At 68.1% G+C, this 17128-nt stretch carries 13 protein-coding genes; 8 read left to right on the top strand and 5 right to left on the bottom strand.

The genetic code is table 11. The annotated features are described in order from the left end of the window. Nucleotides 1–5 precede the first annotated feature (5 nt). Complete coding sequence (locus ACMT1E_RS10785; protein ID WP_414900192.1) at nt 6–2252, bottom strand: transferrin receptor-like dimerization domain-containing protein; 2247 nt, start codon at nt 2250–2252, stop codon at nt 6–8. A gap of 182 nt (nt 2253–2434) precedes the next feature. Between ACMT1E_RS10785 and ACMT1E_RS10780 the strand changes: the two genes are divergently transcribed. Further along, entirely contained in the window at nt 2435–4027 is a 1593-nt protein-coding gene (locus ACMT1E_RS10780; RefSeq protein ID WP_414900190.1) for a sensor histidine kinase, read from the top strand. Between the two features lie 14 nt (nt 4028–4041). Then, nucleotides 4042–5016, top strand: coding sequence for a quinone oxidoreductase family protein (locus ACMT1E_RS10775; protein ID WP_414900188.1), 975 nt, complete (start codon nt 4042–4044; stop codon nt 5014–5016). A 6-nt stretch (nt 5017–5022) separates the two neighbouring features. Here ACMT1E_RS10775 and ACMT1E_RS10770 read toward each other — a convergent pair whose 3' ends face one another. Beyond that, a complete protein-coding gene (locus ACMT1E_RS10770) occupies nt 5023–5481 on the bottom strand; it encodes a GlcG/HbpS family heme-binding protein (protein ID WP_414900186.1) in 459 nt (152 codons plus the stop codon). A 61-nt stretch (nt 5482–5542) separates the two neighbouring features. After that, a complete protein-coding gene (locus ACMT1E_RS10765) occupies nt 5543–7102 on the bottom strand; it encodes a S10 family peptidase (RefSeq protein WP_414900184.1) in 1560 nt (519 codons plus the stop codon). 127 nt (nt 7103–7229) lie between these two features. Here ACMT1E_RS10765 and ACMT1E_RS10760 point away from each other — a divergent pair, with 127 nt between their 5' ends. Together ACMT1E_RS10760 and ACMT1E_RS10755 are read left to right on the top strand one after the other, a co-directional pair. Then, nucleotides 7230–8987 (top strand): DUF885 domain-containing protein, encoded by a 1758-nt coding sequence (locus ACMT1E_RS10760; RefSeq protein ID WP_414900182.1) that lies wholly within the window; start codon nt 7230–7232, stop codon nt 8985–8987. A gap of 1 nt (nt 8988) precedes the next feature. Continuing rightward, nucleotides 8989–10008 carry an Ldh family oxidoreductase gene (locus ACMT1E_RS10755; protein WP_414900181.1) on the top strand — a complete coding sequence of 340 codons (1020 nt, stop codon included), beginning with the start codon at nt 8989–8991 and terminating at the stop codon, nt 10006–10008. 112 nt (nt 10009–10120) lie between these two features. Here ACMT1E_RS10755 and ACMT1E_RS10750 read toward each other — a convergent pair whose 3' ends face one another. Beyond that, nucleotides 10121–11323: a M24 family metallopeptidase gene (locus tag ACMT1E_RS10750; RefSeq protein ID WP_414900180.1), complete on the bottom strand. Its 1203-nt coding sequence runs from the start codon at nt 11321–11323 to the stop codon at nt 10121–10123. Between the two features lie 151 nt (nt 11324–11474). On the opposite strand from ACMT1E_RS10750, the gene ACMT1E_RS10745 reads away from it, so the two are divergent. Genes ACMT1E_RS10745 through ACMT1E_RS10730 form a run of 4 tightly spaced genes read left to right on the top strand, consistent with a single transcriptional unit; the run spans nt 11475 to nt 15538 of the window. Beyond that, a complete protein-coding gene (locus ACMT1E_RS10745; RefSeq protein ID WP_414900179.1) occupies nt 11475–12398 on the top strand; it encodes a dihydrodipicolinate synthase family protein in 924 nt (307 codons plus the stop codon). A gap of 5 nt (nt 12399–12403) precedes the next feature. Further along, on the top strand, nt 12404–13402 hold the full coding sequence (locus ACMT1E_RS10740; protein WP_414900178.1) for a 4-hydroxyproline epimerase: 999 nt from the start codon (nt 12404–12406) through the stop codon (nt 13400–13402). Between the two features lie 7 nt (nt 13403–13409). Then, on the top strand, nt 13410–14069 hold the full coding sequence (locus ACMT1E_RS10735; protein WP_414900177.1) for a GntR family transcriptional regulator: 660 nt from the start codon (nt 13410–13412) through the stop codon (nt 14067–14069). A gap of 50 nt (nt 14070–14119) precedes the next feature. Then, nucleotides 14120–15538: an amino acid permease gene (locus ACMT1E_RS10730; protein WP_414900176.1), complete on the top strand. Its 1419-nt coding sequence runs from the start codon at nt 14120–14122 to the stop codon at nt 15536–15538. Nucleotides 15539–15581: 43 nt separating this feature from the next. Here the strand turns inward: ACMT1E_RS10730 and ACMT1E_RS10725 are convergent, their stop codons facing one another. Beyond that, a complete protein-coding gene (locus ACMT1E_RS10725) occupies nt 15582–17126 on the bottom strand; it encodes a DUF4139 domain-containing protein (RefSeq protein ID WP_414900174.1) in 1545 nt (514 codons plus the stop codon). Nucleotides 17127–17128 lie beyond the last annotated feature (2 nt).

Below are 17128 nucleotides of genomic sequence, written 5' to 3'. Positions count from 1 at the left end.
AGCGTTCAGCCGGTGGGGAGCAGGGCGCGGGCCTCCTCCAGTCGCTGGGCATAACGGGTCAGTGCCTCGGCGGTCAGCCGGGCATAGCTGTTGGCGTCGTCGAAGCGGCGATCCTCGATCGCTTCGCGCACGCCGGGCAACGTTTTCGCGCCGTATCCGGTCAGCCGGCCGGGGGCGTAGACCGAATTGCGGAACCACGGCCGGCCGGGCAGGCCCTGGGCGATCAGCAGGGTCTGGTCGATGTCGCGCAGCTTCGCGTTGAGCCGGGCGCGGGCGGCGGCCGGAAGGGCGGCGCCATGACGGGCATAGGCAGAGTCATAGGCGGTCGCCGCCGCCTTCAGCCGGTCGACCGCATTGGCGAGAGCGGCCAGTTCGACATGCGGCGTCGCCGCCTGTGCTTCCGGCGCGGCCAGCGGTTTCAGCGGGTCGCTCGCCAGCCGGTAACCGCCATTGGCGAGCAGCGCGGCGCGCGTGCCGTCCTTGCCGCGCTGTTCGGTGACCAGCGCCTGCACCTCGGCCAGATAGCGGCCGACGGTGGTAGCGAAATCGCCGAAACGCACCGGCGGCGTGTCCGCCTCCGCGGCCCGCAGCACCAGCCGGCCCGCCGTCTTCGAAAGCGCCGCGCCATAGAGCAGGCCGGGGTCGTCGAACCGGGTGAAATGGTCGAAGCTGTCATAGGCGGAATGGTAGATGCCGGCGCTCTCGTCCTCGCCGCCATAGCCGATGTTGATCGACGGAATGCCAAGGTGCTGGATGAAGACGGTATAGTCCGACCCGGAACCGAGCGCCCCGATCGGCAGGTCCTCGCCCTTCTCGGCCGCGGCCAGCGCGACCGGGTCGCTGCGGCCGGTGCCGTCGGCGGCGCTTGCGCGGATATTGGCGCGCAACCGGTCGGCGACGGTGGCGCCGGTTTCCGGATCGATCACCTCTTCCGCCACCCGGTTCACCAGGTGCTGCCAGCTATGCGAGCCCTGCGCGCCCAGAAAGCCGCGACCGTTGCCGTCGGTGTTGATGTAGACGACCGCCTTCTTCTGCAACTCGGCGGCATGGGTTTCCGCCCATTCGGTCGATCCGAGCAGCGCCGGCTCCTCGCCGTCCCAACTGGTGTAGACGATCGTCCGTTTCGGCCGCCAGCCGGCCTTGACCAGTGCGCCCAGCGCCTTGGCCTCCGACAGCATCGCGACATTGCCCGACAGCGGGTCGCCGGCGCCGAACACCCAGCCGTCGTGATGGTTGCCGCGTAAGATCCATTCGTCGGGCAGGGTGCTGCCTTTCAAGGTCGCGACAACGTCGTGGATTTCGCGCTGTTTCCAATCGGACTTGACCGCGAGGCGCAGCTGCACCCCACCGTCGCCGCCGAAATGATAGGTGAAGGGCAGCGCCCCGCGCATCGCGCCGGTCGCGGCCGGGCCGCCCAGGCGCGACAGGATCTGTTCGGCGTCGCCATAGCCCATCGGCAGCACCGGAATCTTCAGAATGGTCGGCGCGGTCTCCCGGCTCAGTCTCTTGGCGCCTTCGGTCGATCCGATGCCGGGGGTCAGCGGGTCGCCGGGGTAGATCGGCATGTCCATCACCGATCCGCGCTGCACCCCCTGCGCCGGGCGGGCGCCGCCCTTGGGATAGGTGTCGCCGATCGCATAACCGTCCTGCGCCGGATCGGAATAGATGATGCAGCCGATCGCGCCGTGCATCTGGGCGAGCAGCGGCTTCAACCCGCGCCAGCCGGCGCCGTAGCGGGCGATGACGATCTTGCCCTTCACGTCGATGCCCAGCCGCTTCAGGTGGTCGTAATCGGCGGGCATGCCGAAATTGACGTAGACGACATCGCCGGTGACGTCGCCGTCGCCCTGATAGGCGACATAGGGCGGCAGCGCGTCAGCCAGCTTCTGCGACGACGCGTCGCCTTCCACCGCCGGTTCCTGCCCGCCCAGGGTGATCCGGTCGGGCGCGATCAGTTCGACGGTGGTGCTGATCGGCGTCGGGTAGAGCACCGAGAAGGTTTCGAGCCGCGCGTCCCAGCCCCAGGATTTGAACAGGGCGACGCTCGCTTCGGCATTGGCCTTGTTGTGCGGCGCGCCGACATGGATCGGCGCCGACGACATCCGCTTCAGCCACTCCATCTGGTCGGCCGAACTGATCCCCGCGTCGAACCGCGCCTCCAGCGCCTTCTGTTCGGGCGAAACCGCCGCCGGGGCGGCGCTGGCGACCAGCGCGATCAGCGGAAGGGCGAGCAGAGAAGGACGAATGGCCATCGGCGAAAACCCCCTGTCACAACAAGACGAAGTGTCCGCTATATGGGCGCGCCGGGGCGGCGTCCATGCCGCTTGCGCGTCGGCGCGGCGGGTGCCACCATTCCCGCCGGGCGACAGATGCGGTGCGTATTGCCGCGGCCGCAGCCATGCGGGGCGTCGCCGCCGGAAAGGCCAGAGTATATATGCGTATTGGCGCTGAACGGGGGGATGCGGCCGGGCCGGTGGCGGACGACACCGCGCTGCGGCTGGCGGCAATCGTCGAATCGTCCGACGACGCGATCGTCGGCAAGACGCTGGATGGCACGATCACCAGCTGGAACAAGGGCGCGGAGCGGCTGTTCGGCTATCGCGAGGACGAGATTCTCGGCCGTTCGGTGCTGACGCTGATCCCGCCGGAGCGGCAGCATGAGGAACATGATATCGTCGCCCGGCTGCGGCGCGGCGAACGGATCCGGCATTTCGAGACCGAACGTTGCCGCAAGGACGGCAGCCGGGTGCCGGTATCGCTGACCGTGTCGCCGATCCTGCGCGCCGACGGCACGCTGATCGGCGCGTCGAAGATCGCCCGCGACATCAGCGAACGCAAGGCGACGGAGGCGCAGCTACGCCGGCAGGGCCAGCGCCTCGCCACCCTCAACCGCGCCGCTCAGCTCATCCTGCGCGAACTGGACCTTGACCGCGTCGTCGCCATCGTCACCGACATCGCGACCGAGTTGAGCGGCGCGCAGTTCGGCGCGTTTTTCTACAACGTCACCGACGACAGCGGCGAATCCCTGCTGCTCTACGCGCTGTCCGGTGCCCCGCGCGAAGCGTTCGAGGCTTTCGGCATGCCGCGCAATTCGGCGGTGTTCGCGCCGACCTTCGCCGGGACGGAGATCGTCCGCTCCGACGACATCCGGCAGGACCCGCGCTATGGCCGCAGCCCGCCGCATTTCGGCATGCCGGCGGGGCATCTGCCGGTGGTCAGCTATCTGGCGGTGCCGGTCGTCTCCGGCACCGGCGATCCGATCGGCGGCCTGTTCTTCGGCCATGAACTGCCCGGCATGTTCGACGAGGATACCGAATTGCTGATCGCCGCCGTCGCCGCGCAGGCGGCGGTGGCGATGGACAATGCCCGCCTGCACAGCGCCGCCCGGCACGAAATTGCCCGACGCCGCGCGGCGGAAGAAGCGAAGGCGCTGATGCTCGACGAGCTGAAGCACCGGGTGAAGAACACGCTGGCGACGATCCAGGCGATCGCGCGCCAGACCTTTCGCGCCACCCCGCCGGCGGAGCGCGACAGCTTCCTCGCCCGGTTGCAGGCCTTGTCGGACGCGCATGATCTGCTGAACGAAACCCGCTGGCAGGGGGCGACGATGGACGACACCGCCCGCCGCGCGCTCCGCCCGTTCCGCGATCGGTGGAGCGAACGCATCGCCGCGCACGGCCCGCCGGTTGACCTGCCGAGCAATGTCGCGCTGCTGCTGGCGATGGCGCTGCACGAACTGGGCACCAACGCCTGCAAATACGGCGCGCTCGCCAATGACAGCGGCCGGGTCGCGCTGACATGGGCGCTGGACGAGGCCGGCCGGCTGCGGGTGACCTGGCGGGAAAGCGGCGGTCCGCCAGTTTCCACCCCGCGCTCGGCCGGCTTCGGTTCGCGGATGATCGAGCGCACGGTGGCGGCGGAACGCGGCACCGTCGCTTTCGATTACGCGCCGGACGGTCTGCACTGCGAAATCACCCTGCCATATCGCTTGCATCGCGAGGCGTCGGCCGTAACAAACCCCCGGTAACGCGGGAGGACGGCATGGCGCGGGTGGCAAGGATCGACAGGATCGGCGGGCCGGAGGTCATCGCCTGGCACGATGTCGCGCTGCCGCCGCCGGCGGCCGGCGAAGTGCTGGTCCGCCAGACCGCCGTTGGGCTGAACTTCATCGACACCTATCACCGCTCCGGCGTCTACCCGGTGCCGTTGCCGAGCGGGCTGGGCACGGAAGCGGCGGGCGTGGTCGAAGCGGTCGGCCCCGGCGTATCCGGCTTCGCGCCCGGTGACCGCGTCGGCCATTTCGGCGCCCGGCGCGGCGCCTATGCCAGCCACCGCGTCCTGCCCGCCGCGGAACTGCTCCGCCTGCCCGACTCGGTGGATGACGAAACGGCGGCGGCGGTGCTGCTGAAAGGCTGCACCGTGGAATTTCTCGTCGAACGCTGCGCCCGGGTCGAAGCGGGCTGGCCGGTGCTGGTCCACGCCGCGGCCGGCGGCGTCGGCCTGCTGCTGGTGCAATGGCTGAAGGCGCTCGGCGCGACGGTGATCGGCACGGTCGGCGACCCGGCGAAGGCGCCGCTGGCAACGGCGGCGGGTGCCGATCATGTGCTGCTGTCGCGGGAAGAGGATATCGCCGCGCGGGTGCGCGCGCTGACCGGCGGCGCCGGGGTGCGCGTCGCTTTCGACGGGGTCGGCATGGCAAGCTGGGACGCGACTTTGGCCAGCGTCGCGAAACGCGGCCTGATCGTCAGCTATGGCAATGCCGGTGGGCCGGTCACCGGCATCGGCCTCGGCGCGCTGGCCGCCCATGGCTCGCTGTTCGTCACCCGGCCGACCCTGTTCGACTATTATGTGACGGCGGAGGAGCGCGCCGCCGGCGTCGCCCGTCTGTGGGCGATGCTCGGCTCCGGCGCGGTCACGGTGACGATCGGCCAGCGTTACCCGCTGGAGGACGCGGCCCGCGCCCATGCCGATCTGGAGGCGCGGCGCACCACCGGTTCCACCGTCCTCATCCCCTGACGCGGGCTACAGCGCGGCGGCAATCCCGGCGCGGGCGCATTCCTCGTCCTGCGCTTCGGTCGCGCCGCTGACGCCGACAGTGCCGGCCAGCCGTCCGTCGACCATCACCGGCAGGCCGCCGGCATAGGTGACGGCGTTGAACGCGCGCTGCGCCGTTTCCGCCATCTTCGCCACTTCGGCGGTGCTGCGGCCGGTGCGGAACACCGTTCCCGCCTTGCCCTGCGCCAGAACGCCGCTGGTCCGGCTGGCGCCGTCCATGCCGACCAGACGAACCAGGTCGCCATGCTCGTTCAGTACCGCGACATGCACTTTCCAGCCGGATCGGGTGGCCAGCGCCAGACAGGCGTCGGTGATCTTCTGCGCGTCGGTGGCGTTGATCGTCCGGGTTTTGGCGATCTGCGCCGGCGCGGCGGTGGTGGTCAGCAACGCGGCCAGTGCGCAGGCACCGGCAAGGCGGCGGGTCATGGCAATCCTCCCTATGGCAAATGGCCGGCCGATCGCCGCGTCACGGCCCCGGCGGTGGCGTTCAGCGGCGAACCGCCGCGTCATACCACTGGTCGAGGTCGCGCTTCAGCGCGGTCAGCGAGCCCGGCTCGATATAGATCATGTGGCCGGATTCGTAATAGCGATAGGTGATGTTGCCGCGCAGCGCCGGGTCGATCTGCATATGCTTCAGGTCATATTCCGCGCCGAAGAACGGCGTCGCCGTGTCGTAATAGCCGTTCAGCGACAGCACCTTCAGATAGGGGTTGATCCGCATCGCCGTGCCCAGGTCGATGGATGTCGCGGCCAGCGCCATCGTCCGCCCGTCCGGTGCCTTGTGCTTCTGGTCCCATGTCCCGGCGATGCCGGAATAGAAATTCGGCCGGTAGCTGAGCTTCGTCTTGTAGCCCAATGTCCCGAAAAGATATTTGTTCAGCGCGCCGATATACGGGCCGCTGATCGCCGCGTCGGCGGCGTCGAATTCCGGCGAATCGCCACCGGCGTCAACGTCGATGCCCAGGAACCGGGTGTCGAGCCGGCCGATCGTCCGCCGCTGGTCGCGCAGCAATTCCTTGCGGAACCGCGCCAGATCGACACGCAGGTCGACGGAAAGCAGGAATTTCTCCGACAGGCCGGTATAGGCGCTCATCTGCCGGGCGATCGCGGCGCGCTCGGCGTCGCTCAGGTCGTCGCCCTTGGCCAGCGCGGCCAGATAGGGGCCGCGCGCCCATTCGCGCACTTCGGTCAGAAACGGTTCCAGCGCCGCCGGCCGGTCGGCCAGCCGCTTGTGGTACCAGGCGGCGGCGGCATAGCTGGGCACATAGGTGACGAAGATCCGGTCGAACCCCGGCTGACGGACGCCATAGTTCAGGATCGACGACAGCAGGATCACGCCACTCATCTGCGCGCCGCGCGATTGCAGCGTGTGGACAAGGCCGGCGGCGCGCAGCGTGCCGTAACTCTCGCCCAGCAGGAATTTCGGCGAATCCCAGCGGTCGTATAGCGCCAGATAGCGCAGAATGCCGCGTGCGAAGGCGTCGATATCCTGGTCGACGCCCCAGAAATCGGCGCCCTTGGCCTTGCCGATCGGCCGCGACAGGCCGGTGCCGATCGCGTCGATGAACACCAGGTCGGTGCGGTCGAGGATCGACTGATGGTTTTCGACGATCGGGTAGGGCGGCGGCGCGTGGGCGGTGTCGTTCGGCGTGTCGACGCGGACCGGGCCGAAAGACCCCATGTGCAGCCACATGCTCGACGATCCGGGGCCGCCGTTGAAGGTAAAGGTCACCGGGCGCGGCGGCGCCCCGGCGGGTCGGTCGGCGACATAGGCGACATAGAACATGCTGGCGACCGCCTCGCCGGCATCGTTGCGGATGGTCAGCGTGCCGGGGGTGACGGTGTAGCCGATCCGCTTGCCGTCGATGGTGACGCTACCGCGCTTCGGCTGGGCGTCCTCCTCGGCGCTGGCGGCGGCGGTGTCGTCCGCGCCGGGCGCCGTCGCACTGGCGGCGTTGGCCGTGGCCGTGTCGCGCGGTTGGGCGGTAAGCGGCGCGGCCGACAGGGCAGCAATGGCGATCGAGAGCAGAAGCTGGCGTTGACGCATGAATCCCCCTTGTAATGTCTGAGTTTTGGCGCCCCTATACGAATGCCGTCAAGGGTGCCGCCCCGCTTGGCAGGGGTTATTATACGGTATACGATACATGTCGCGCATATTTTTTCGGGGCTTTCCAATGACGCGTCGTTTCACCGGTATCGCCGTCGCCCTGCTTCTTGCCGGTATCGCCGTCCCTGTCCCCGCCCACGCCGATCCGGCGACCGACGCGCGCTTCACCGCATTGTCGTCGGCCGAATGGAGCTGGCGCCAGCAGCAGATGGCCGGCGGCGAGGATGACGACGGCGCGATCCAGCCAAAGCTGCCGGACGTGCGGCCGGAAACGCAGGCGGCGCGCCTTGCCCATTGGCGCGACGTCCGCCGCAAGCTGGACGCGATCCCGGTCGCGGCGCTGTCGCCCGCCGTGCAGGTCGACTATGCGGTCTACCGCGACCAGATCGATACGCTGATCGCCCGGCAGCAATTCCGGGAATATGAAAAGCCGTTGAACGCCGACAGCGCTTTCTGGAGCGATTTCGGCTACACCGCGCGGCGGCCGTTCACCACCGAGGCGGACTACCGCGCCTTCATCGGCCAGATGAACGACATCCCGCGCTATTTCAGCGAGCAGACCGCCAATATGCGCGCCGGGCTGGCGCGCGGCTTCACCCCGCCCAAAGTGACGCTGCAGGGGCGCGACGCGACGATCCGCTCGGTCGTCGACGCAAAGACGCCGGAGGATTCGCTCTTCTACCTGCCGTTCAGGACGATGCCGGCATCGATCCCGGCGGCGACTCAGGCGGAACTGCGCGCGGCGGCGGTCAGCGCGATCACCGGTGCGGTCGTCCCCGCCCACCGCACCCTGCTGCGCTTCATGCAGGACGATTATATCCCGAAGGCCCGCACCGCGCTGGCGGCGGAAGACATGCCGAACGGCAAGGCCTATTATCAGGCGCTTATCAGGGAATTCGCCACCCTCGACCTGACGCCGGACCAGGTCCACGCGATCGGCCTCAGCGAGATGGCGAAGCTGCGGACGGAAATGGAGGCGGTGCGCCAGCAGGTCGGCTTCCAGGGCGACATGTCCGCCTTCCTCCACTTCCTGCGCACCGATCCGCAATTCTACGCCAAGACTCCGGCGGAACTGCTGAAGGAGGCGGCGTGGATCGCCAAGCAGGTCGACGACCGGATCGGCAACTGGATCGGCCATCTGCCGCGCCGCCGTTTCGGCATCGTGCCCGTGCCGGATGACGTCGCGCCGTTCTACACCTCCGGCCGGGGCGGGCCGGGCATCTATCTGGTCAACACCTACGATTTGCCGTCGCGCGCGCTCTATTCGCTGCGCGCGCTGACCCTGCACGAATCGGCGCCGGGCCACGCCTTCCAGATGCCGCTCGCCAACGAGAACAAGGCGCAGCCGGCGTTCCGCAAGGTCTATATCTCCGCCTATGGCGAGGGTTGGGCGCTCTATTGCGAGCGGCTCGGCACCGAAATGGGCATCTATGAAACGCCCTACGACCTGTTCGGGATGCTCAGCTATCAGGCGTGGCGCGCGGCGCGGCTGGTCGTCGATACCGGCATCCATGCCAAGGGCTGGAGCCGTGAGCAGGCCCAGCGCTATCTGCGCGACAACACCGCCCTGTCCGCGCACGAGATCGAGACGGAGGTCGATCGCTATATCGCCTGGCCGGGGCAGGCCCTGTCCTATTATCTGGGGCAGATGGAGATCATGAAGGGGCGGGCGAAGGCGGAAGCGGCGCTCGGGCCGAAATTCGACATCCGTGCTTTCCACGATACCGTTCTCGAACTCGGCTCGGTGCCGCTGCCGGTGTTGTCGGCGCGGATCGACCGTTTCATCGCCGATGGCGGCAAAGGCCCTTACCCCGACGAGGAATGACATGACCGATACCGACACCGTCACCCTGACGCTTGACGAGGTGGCGGCGCTTTCGCGCGCCGTGCTGACCCGTCACGGCCTTGCCCCCGACCATGTCGAGGCGGTGACAGAAACGATCGTCGCCGGCGAGCGGGACGAATGCGCCGCTCACGGCGTCTACCGCCTGCTCGTGTGCATCAACACATTGAAAACAGGGAAAGTTTCTCCCGATGCCCAGCCCGTCGTCGACGACGTCGCCCCGGCACTTGTCCGCGTCGACGCCGGTGGAGCTTTCGCCCAGCTCGCTTTCAAGCGGGGTGTTCCACACCTGATAACCAAGGCGAAAGCCAGCGGCATCGCCGCCCTCGCGCTCAACAACTGCGTCCACTTCGCCGCCCTCTGGCCGGAAATCGAAACCGTCGTCGCCGAAGGGCTGGTCGCGCTCGCCGTCACCCCCAGCCACGCCTGGGTCGCCCCGGCCGGTGGCCGCAAACCGCTGTTCGGCACCAACCCGATCGCCTTCGGCTGGCCGCGCCCCGGCCCCTTCCCCTATGTCTTCGACTTCGCGACCAGCGCCGTCGCCCGCGGCGAGATCGAACTGCACCGCCGTGCCGGCAAGCCGATTCCGGAAGGCTGGGGCGTCGACGGCGACGGGCAACCGACCACCGACGCGGCGACCGCGCTCGCCGGTGCGATGCTGACCTTCGGCGGCCACAAGGGCTCGGCGCTGTCGACGATGGTCGAACTGATCGCCGGCCCGCTGATCGGCGACATGACCAGCGCCGAATCCCTCGCCTTCGACGACGGCGCCGGCTCCTCTCCCTATGGTGGCGAACTGATCGTCGCGATCGATCCGGCCGGCTTCCTCGGCGCCGCCGCCGCCGATCACATCGCCCGCGCCGAGGCGGTGTTCGACGGTATCACCGGGCAGGGCGCCCGCCTCCCGTCACAGCGCCGCTACGAAGGCCGGGTCCGCAGCCTGGCGAGCGGCGTCCACATCCCCCGCGCCCTGTACGACGACATCCGGGCGCTGCTGGATTAGGTTTGTTGTAGAGGCGCCACCGGCCCGCTCCCCCACCCGGCCTCCCAACGGCAGTATCATATGGGAGGCCGGGTGGGGGGGGCGGTGCCGGTTCCGCCGAAGGCGGGTAAGCTCAGCCGAACGGGCGGTCGATCGCCGGGGAAGGCTCGGTGAACCAGGTCGCCCCGGTCTCGGTCACGTAGAAATGGTCCTCGAGCCGGACGCCGAACTGGTCCGGCACGACGATCATCGGCTCGTTGGAGAAGCACATGCCCGGCGCCAGCGGCGTCGTGTCGCCCGGCACCAGATAGGCCGGCTCGTGGATCGACAGGCCTATGCCGTGACCGGTACGGTGCGGCAGGCCGGGCAGGCGATAGCCCGGCCCCAGGCCCGCTTTCTCCAGCACCGCCCGCGCCGCCGCGTCGACCGCCTCGCATGCTACGCCGGGCCGCACCGCGTTGAATGCCGCCTGCTGCGCTTCCTGCTCCAGCGCCCAGATCCGCTTCTGCTCTTCTGTCGCCTCGCCGAACACATAGGTTCGGGTGATGTCGGAATGATAGCCGCCGATGACACAGCCGGTATCGATCAGCACGATATCGCCTTCCGCCAGCACGCATTCGCCGGGCAGCCCATGGGGAAAGGCGGTCGAGCGGCCGAACTGGACGATGCAGAAGCCGTTGCCGTCCGGCGCCCCGATCGCCCGGTGGGCCTGGTCGATAAAGTAACGGACCTCCGACGCGGTGATCCCCGGCGCCAGCGCGCGGGCAGCGCGGCGATGCACTTCGAGCGTCATCGCCTTGGCCTGCTGCATCAGCGCCAGTTCCGCTGGTGATTTGATCATGCGGCAGCCGTCGATAACCGCCGACCCGGCGACGACGTTCAGCGAAGGCGCGGCGCGGGCAATCCGGTCGACAAACAGGAAGGCCATCGCCGGATCGATCGCCAGAGTATTGACGCCCAGTTCGCGCAGCGCCGCCGCGACCAGCGTGGCGGGATTCTCATCCTCTTCCCACAGCCGGACGTCCGCCTCTATCGCCAGATCGGCTTGCAAAGTGCCCAGTTCGAAAGCCGGGGCGATGATGATCGGCCGGCCACTATACGGCAGTAGCATCGCGACAAGCCGTTCGCTTGCGCCCCACGGCACTCCGGCGAAATAGCGCAGGCTTGCCCCCGCCCCGACCAGCAGCGCGTCGGCGCCAGTGTCCGCTATCAGACGACGCGCCTTTTCGATCCGCGCGCCGCGCTCATCGAGGGTAATCGCCGGGGCAGGGCTGGCCCATGGCCGGATGGCGGCCAGTTCCGCGGCGGGGGTCGATCCGCCGATGCCGTTGGTCATTGCTCTATGCCTTGCAAATTATGGTGCGGGACGATGCAGGTTGCGATTGTCATACGGGTTTTCCGGCGCGTAGGACACCGGAGATCAGGGTTGCGAATATCGATCATATACCGTATACGATACACTTCTTCAATGAAGGGACTTTGTTGAAATGAACGCGTCGCCGGTTCTGTGGCGGGGAGTGTATCCCGCCGCCACCACCCAGTTTGCCGAAGATCTCTCGGTCGATCTCGACGCGACTCAGCAGGTTCAGGCCGCCCTTGTCGACGATGGCGTCGACGGTCTTGTCCTGCTCGGGACCTGCGGCGAAAACAACTCGCTGGAACCGGAAGAAAAGCGCGCGGTGCTGCGCGCGTCGGTCGAGGCTGTAGGGGGGCGCGTGCCGCTCGTCGCCGGCGTGTCGGAACTGACCACGGCGCGCGCCGTGCAATATGCCCGCGATGCCGAAGCAATCGGCGTTTCGGCGCTGATGGTGCTGCCGGCGATGGTCTATGTGCCGACGGTCGAAGAGCTTCAGGCGCATTTGCGCGCGGTCGCGGCCGCCACCGCGCTGCCGATCATGCTCTACAACAACCCTGCCGCCTACCGTGTCAGCATGAGCTTCGAGCTGCTCGACGGCCTGCGTGACGTGGCGAACATCATTGCGCTGAAGGAATCGGAACCCGACACTCGCCGGTTCACTGATATCGCCAACCGTTACGGTGATCGCTTCACGATGATGGCCGGGCTAGATGATGTCGCGCTCGAAGGCCTGCTGCTTGGCGCCAGCGGCTGGGTGTCGGGCCTGACCAGCGCCTTTCCGGCCGAATCCGTCCGCTTCGTCTCGGCGGTCTATGAAGGGCGGGTTGAGGAAGCACGCGCGATCTACCGCTGGTTCATGCCGCTGCTTCACCTCGATTCGGTGCCCGACCTCGTCCAGTGCATCAAGCTGGCGGAGCAGGTGATGGGGCGCGGCAACGAACGGGTCCGCATGCCGCGCATGCCGTTGTCCGGTGCGCGGCGAGAACAGGTGATCGCCTGGGTCGAACGCTGTGCCGAGACCCGGCCCGGCGCGCCGTTTCCGCTCGCCGCCTGACCGGGATGCGGCACAGCTTCTTCTGCGTCGACGGGCATACGGCCGGCAACCCGGTTCGCCTTGTCGCTGGTGGTGCGCCGTTGCTGCGCGGCCAGTCGATGGCGGAACGCCGGCAGGATTTCCTGGCCCGGTTCGACTGGATTCGGACCGGCCTGTGCTTCGAGCCGCGCGGCCATGACATGATGTCGGGGGGCTTCCTATACCCGCCGACCCGCGACGACAGCGATGCCGGCATCCTGTTCATCGAAACCAGCGGCTGCCTGCCGATGTGCGGGCACGGCACGATCGGCATTTTGACCTTCGCGCTCGAAAACGGGCTGATCACCCCGCGCGAGCCGGGCCGTGTTCGGGTCGAGGTGCCGGCAGGCGTCATCGATGCCGATTACCGGGTTGAAGGTGACCGGGTGGTCGCCGTCCGTATCCGCAACGTCCCCGCCTATCTGGCGCTTGAAGGTATCGAGATCGACGTGCCGGACTTCGGCCCGTTGACCGTCGATATCGCCTACGGCGGTAATTTCTACGCAATCGTCGAGCCGCAGGGGCCGTATACCGGGCTGGATGCGCTCGGCGCGGCGCGGATCATCGACCTGAGCCGGACGATCCGCGCGATGCTCCGCGAACGCTGCGAGCCGGTTCACCCGCTGGAGAGTACCATTCGCGGCGTCAGCCATGTGTTGTGGGCGGACGCGCCGAAGAGTGACGGCGCCGACGGCCGCAACGCGGTGTTCTACGGCGAAAAGGCGATCGACCGCAGCCCGTGTGGCACCGGAACGTCGGCGCGGATGGCGCATCTCGTCGCGCGCGGCAAGCTGAAGGTCGGCGACCGGTTCGTTCACGAAAGCTATATCGGCAGCCGCTTCATCGGCCGGGTCGAAGCGGCGGCGGATATCGCTGGAAAACCGGGGATCATCCCGTCGATCGAAGGCTCGGCGATCGCGACCGGGATCAATACGATATGGATTGATCGCACAGACCCCTTCTGGGCGGGGTTTTCAGTGGTATGAGGCGTAGATGAGCCTCGTCGTCCGCAACCTTTCCGATCAGTTGTTTGATCTCGTTCGCAGCCGGATACTGTCCGGCGCCGTTCCCCCGGACAAGCCGATCCGGCAGGATGCGCTTGCCGCGGAACTGGGCATCAGCAAAATCCCGCTGCGCGAGGCGCTGGCCCGGCTGGAGCAGGAAGGGCTGGTCCATTCCCAGGCCAATCGCGGCTTCTTCGTCCGCCCCCTGTCCGCCGACGAAGCGGAAGAAGTCTACGCGTTGCGGTTGAAGCTGGAACCGGACGTGATGGCATTGGCCGCCCGCCGCGCCAGTGAAGAGGAACGCCGCTTCGCTGCCGACACACTGGCAACGGTCTATCAGGTGACGGACGAACAGGGCGGCGGCATCGGCGCGTTCAACCGCGCCTTCCACATGGCGCTGATCTGGCCGAGCGGCCAGCCGGTGACCAATCATTTCCTCGAACGGCTGCATGTCCTGTCGGAACGCTATGCGCGCAAACACCTGGAGCCGCTGGGCCGGGACGAACGCGCCAACGAGGAGCATCGCGAAATGCTCGACACCTGGCTGGCCCGCGATGGCGATACCATCGCGCGGCTGACCCACGCCCATATCAGCAAGACACTGGACGACCTGCGCCAGCAACTGGCCGGAGAAGATGCGCAGCGCTGAGGCTGCCTTGTACCGCCAAAGGGCAATAAGGGACATTTGAGGGGAGACGCATGACCATCCTAGGGCCAATAAAGCCGATCGAAAGCCAGGCGGCCGACGCTGCCCACCGGCTTCGACCCACACTCAGCTGGTACCATCTCATCGCCCTTGGGGTCGGTGCGATCGTCGGCACCGGCATCTACACCTTGACCGGGGTCGGCGCGGAACGTGCCGGGCCGGCGGTGATCCTCGCCTTTGCGATCGCCGGGGCGGTCTGCGCCTGCGCGGCGCTGGCCTATGCGGAGATGGCGACGCTGATCCCGACATCGGGCAGCGCCTATACCTACACCTATTCGGTGATCGGCGAGGCCGTCGCCTGGGTCGTCGGGTGGAGTTTGATCCTCGAATATTCGCTCGCCTGTTCAACGGTGGCGGTCGGCTGGTCCGGCTATCTGGTCGGCTGGCTGCAATCGGCCGGGGTGTCGTTACCCGAAGCGTTGCTGTCCGGCCCGCACGCCGGCGGGCTGGTCAACCTGCCGGCGGTGCTGGTGTCGCTGACCGTCGCTGGGCTGCTAATGGCCGGGACGCGGGAAAGCGCGACGCTCAACATCGTGCTGGTCATCATCAAGCTGACCGCGCTTGTCGCCTTTGTTGTCATGGCATTGCCAGCGTTCGACATAGCAAACCTCAAGCCGTTCATGCCGTATGGCTTCGTCAGCCATGTCGAGGGTGGCGAGACGCGCGGGGTGATGGCGGCGGCAGCAATCGTGTTCTTCGCCTTCTACGGCTTTGACGCGGTGGCGACGTCGGCGGAGGAAACCCGCAATCCCGGCCGCGACCTGAAGATCGGCATCATCGGCTCGATGGCGGTGTGTACGCTGATCTACATGGCGGTCGCGCTCGCCGCGATCGGCGCGCTGCCCTACACCACGCTCGGCAAGTCGCCGGAGCCGCTGGCGCTGGTGCTGCGCACGCTGGGCCACCCCGGCGCGTCCTACATCGTCGCCGGCGCGGCGCTCGTCGCGCTGCCGTCGGTCATTCTGGTGATGATGTACGGGCAGAGCCGCGTGTTCTTCGTCATGGCCCGTGACGGCCTGCTGCCCTACAGCCTGGCGAAGGTCTCGCCGCGCACCGGGTCGCCGATGCTGATCACCGGCCTGACCGGCGTGTTCGTCGCCGGTGTCGCCGGCTTCTTCCGCCTCGACGAAATCGCCGAGTTGGCCAATGCCGGCACGCTGATCGCGTTCATCGCGGTCGGCGCCTGCCTGATGATCCTGCGCAAGCGCGCGCCGGATCTGGAGCGGGTGTTCCGCTGCCCGGCGCCCTATCTGGTCGGCACCGGCGCGATCGTCGGCTGCCTTTACCTGCTGGCCAGCCTGCCGACCCACACGCTGACCCGGTTCCTGATGTGGAACCTGATCGGCCTGGCGGTCTACTTCATCTACAGCCGCAGCCGCAGCCTGATGAAGAAGAGGCAGGACGCCGCCTGATTGCGCGAAGCCACCCGCCTTCCCTAACCGGGGGGCGGGTGGCTCAGCGGTCGAGTTTGACGCGATAGGTGAGAGTGGCGGTGCCGTTGGCGGCCACCCGCGCCTTCAACAGCCAGCCGCCCTTGCCGCGTTCGACCCCGGCGGGGCGGTCGGCCAGTTCGTAAGGGACGACGAATTCGGCGTCGACCGCGACCGGCCGGGCGTTGGTTACCGAGATCCGCCAGTCCTGCCGGCGCTTGTCCTCGCCGATGCGCTTCAGCGTCCATTGCACGTCCGGGCTGTCGCCGAGACCGATCTCCACCTCTTCGCCGATCGCCCGGTCGGCGAGCTGGTCCTCCCCGGCCAGCAGATTGCGGCCGGCAACCGGTTCGAACACCGCGACGCCGCCGGCGGGCAGCGGCAGGCCAAGGCCGCTGGCCTTGTCATTCTTCGCCCGCAGCACCAGCGCCATCGGCCGCGGCGCTTCGTCACCGTCGGACACGCTGGCGACATAGCGGCGGGCGAACTTCGCTGACGGCTGGTTCAGCATCGCGACCTGCTTCTGGCCTTTTGCGGCCACTGTCACCCTGATCGGGACGCGGTAGAGCTTCAGATCGCCCAGTTCCTCCTGCTCCGCGCTGATCGCGACCGGTGCGGCCATCAGCGCCGTGCGGCGCTGTGCGGTCACGACGATGCTTTCCTCCGCCATCGCCATCATCGGCGCGGGCGGTGGCGGTGGCGGCGCGGGCGGCGGCGGGGTCAGCGACCAGCGCGGATAGGTGCTGGTGATGTCCATCGGCCAGCATTGCAGGTGAAGCGCCGGGGGCGGGCCGGTGGGCGGACCGCGCCTGGCGCGATCGCGGTTGGGCTGGCCGGCGACGACCTGCAGGCTGGCGTCGGCGAAGCCCTGGCCGCCGCCGTTGGCGACGGTCAGCCAGGCGAACAGGCCAAGGGTCGCGCCGCCGTCCGCCATGTCGGCGACATAGCTTGCGGACCAGTCGAACCCTTGCGCCAGATAGCTGAGCTGGACGGTGACTTCGACCGCGCGGTCGTTGGTGGTCAGCACCGACAGGGTCGGGCGCGCCGACAGATCGTCGGGCACGCCGTCATACAGCATGCGTTCGGGCAGGCCGGAGCAGCCGAGCGCCTCGACCCCCTCGTCGGTCTGTACCAGCACGCCGCCGTTCGGCCCGGCCTGGATGATCGCGTCCTGTTCGCGCACCTGGCCGGTCTGGCGATTGGTCCGTTGCAGGGTGACGCGGCGCTTCAGATAGGCGTCGACCAGCCCGGCCGGGGAGATCAGCCGCGCGTCGCGGTTCTTTTCCCGCACGCCGGATGGCAGGCCGGAAACGATCGCGGTTTCCGGCAGCATGCCGTCGGCGACGCCGACGAAACGGATCACCGATTCCCCCGCTGGAATGCGGAGCGTCCGCGTCTCGCTGATCAGCGCATAGCCACCGGGCCAGGCATGGTTCATCGCGCCCTCTCGCCGGCCGGGATCGCGGTAGATGGTGACGGACACGTCCGACACCACGTCCGATACCACCGTCCCGGCGGTGGCCGGGGCGGCGCCGGACAGCAGCGCCAGCAGCAGGGCGGTTGCCCGCATCG

Origin of the sequence: Sphingomonas flavalba, from assembly GCF_047553045.1 — a bacterium.
Classification (GTDB): domain Bacteria; phylum Pseudomonadota; class Alphaproteobacteria; order Sphingomonadales; family Sphingomonadaceae; genus Sphingomonas_L; species Sphingomonas_L flavalba_A.
This window is presented reverse-complemented; position numbering and strand designations above follow the sequence as displayed.

Bases quoted from the DNA above. Each gene is read 5' to 3' on its own strand.
- ACMT1E_RS10785 (WP_414900192.1), bottom strand. From the start codon at position 2,252: ATGGCCATTCGTCCTTCTCTGCTCGCCCTTCCGCTGATCGCGCTGGTC.
- ACMT1E_RS10780 (WP_414900190.1), top strand. From the start codon at position 2,435: ATGCGTATTGGCGCTGAACGGGGGGATGCGGCCGGGCCGGTGGCGGAC.
- ACMT1E_RS10775 (WP_414900188.1), top strand. From the start codon at position 4,042: ATGGCGCGGGTGGCAAGGATCGACAGGATCGGCGGGCCGGAGGTCATC.
- ACMT1E_RS10770 (WP_414900186.1), bottom strand. From the start codon at position 5,481: ATGACCCGCCGCCTTGCCGGTGCCTGCGCACTGGCCGCGTTGCTGACC.
- ACMT1E_RS10765 (WP_414900184.1), bottom strand. From the start codon at position 7,102: ATGCGTCAACGCCAGCTTCTGCTCTCGATCGCCATTGCTGCCCTGTCG.
- ACMT1E_RS10760 (WP_414900182.1), top strand. From the start codon at position 7,230: ATGACGCGTCGTTTCACCGGTATCGCCGTCGCCCTGCTTCTTGCCGGT.
- ACMT1E_RS10755 (WP_414900181.1), top strand. From the start codon at position 8,989: ATGACCGATACCGACACCGTCACCCTGACGCTTGACGAGGTGGCGGCG.
- ACMT1E_RS10750 (WP_414900180.1), bottom strand. From the start codon at position 11,323: ATGACCAACGGCATCGGCGGATCGACCCCCGCCGCGGAACTGGCCGCC.
- ACMT1E_RS10745 (WP_414900179.1), top strand. From the start codon at position 11,475: ATGAACGCGTCGCCGGTTCTGTGGCGGGGAGTGTATCCCGCCGCCACC.
- ACMT1E_RS10740 (WP_414900178.1), top strand. From the start codon at position 12,404: ATGCGGCACAGCTTCTTCTGCGTCGACGGGCATACGGCCGGCAACCCG.
- ACMT1E_RS10735 (WP_414900177.1), top strand. From the start codon at position 13,410: ATGAGCCTCGTCGTCCGCAACCTTTCCGATCAGTTGTTTGATCTCGTT.
- ACMT1E_RS10730 (WP_414900176.1), top strand. From the start codon at position 14,120: ATGACCATCCTAGGGCCAATAAAGCCGATCGAAAGCCAGGCGGCCGAC.
- ACMT1E_RS10725 (WP_414900174.1), bottom strand. From the start codon at position 17,126: ATGCGGGCAACCGCCCTGCTGCTGGCGCTGCTGTCCGGCGCCGCCCCG.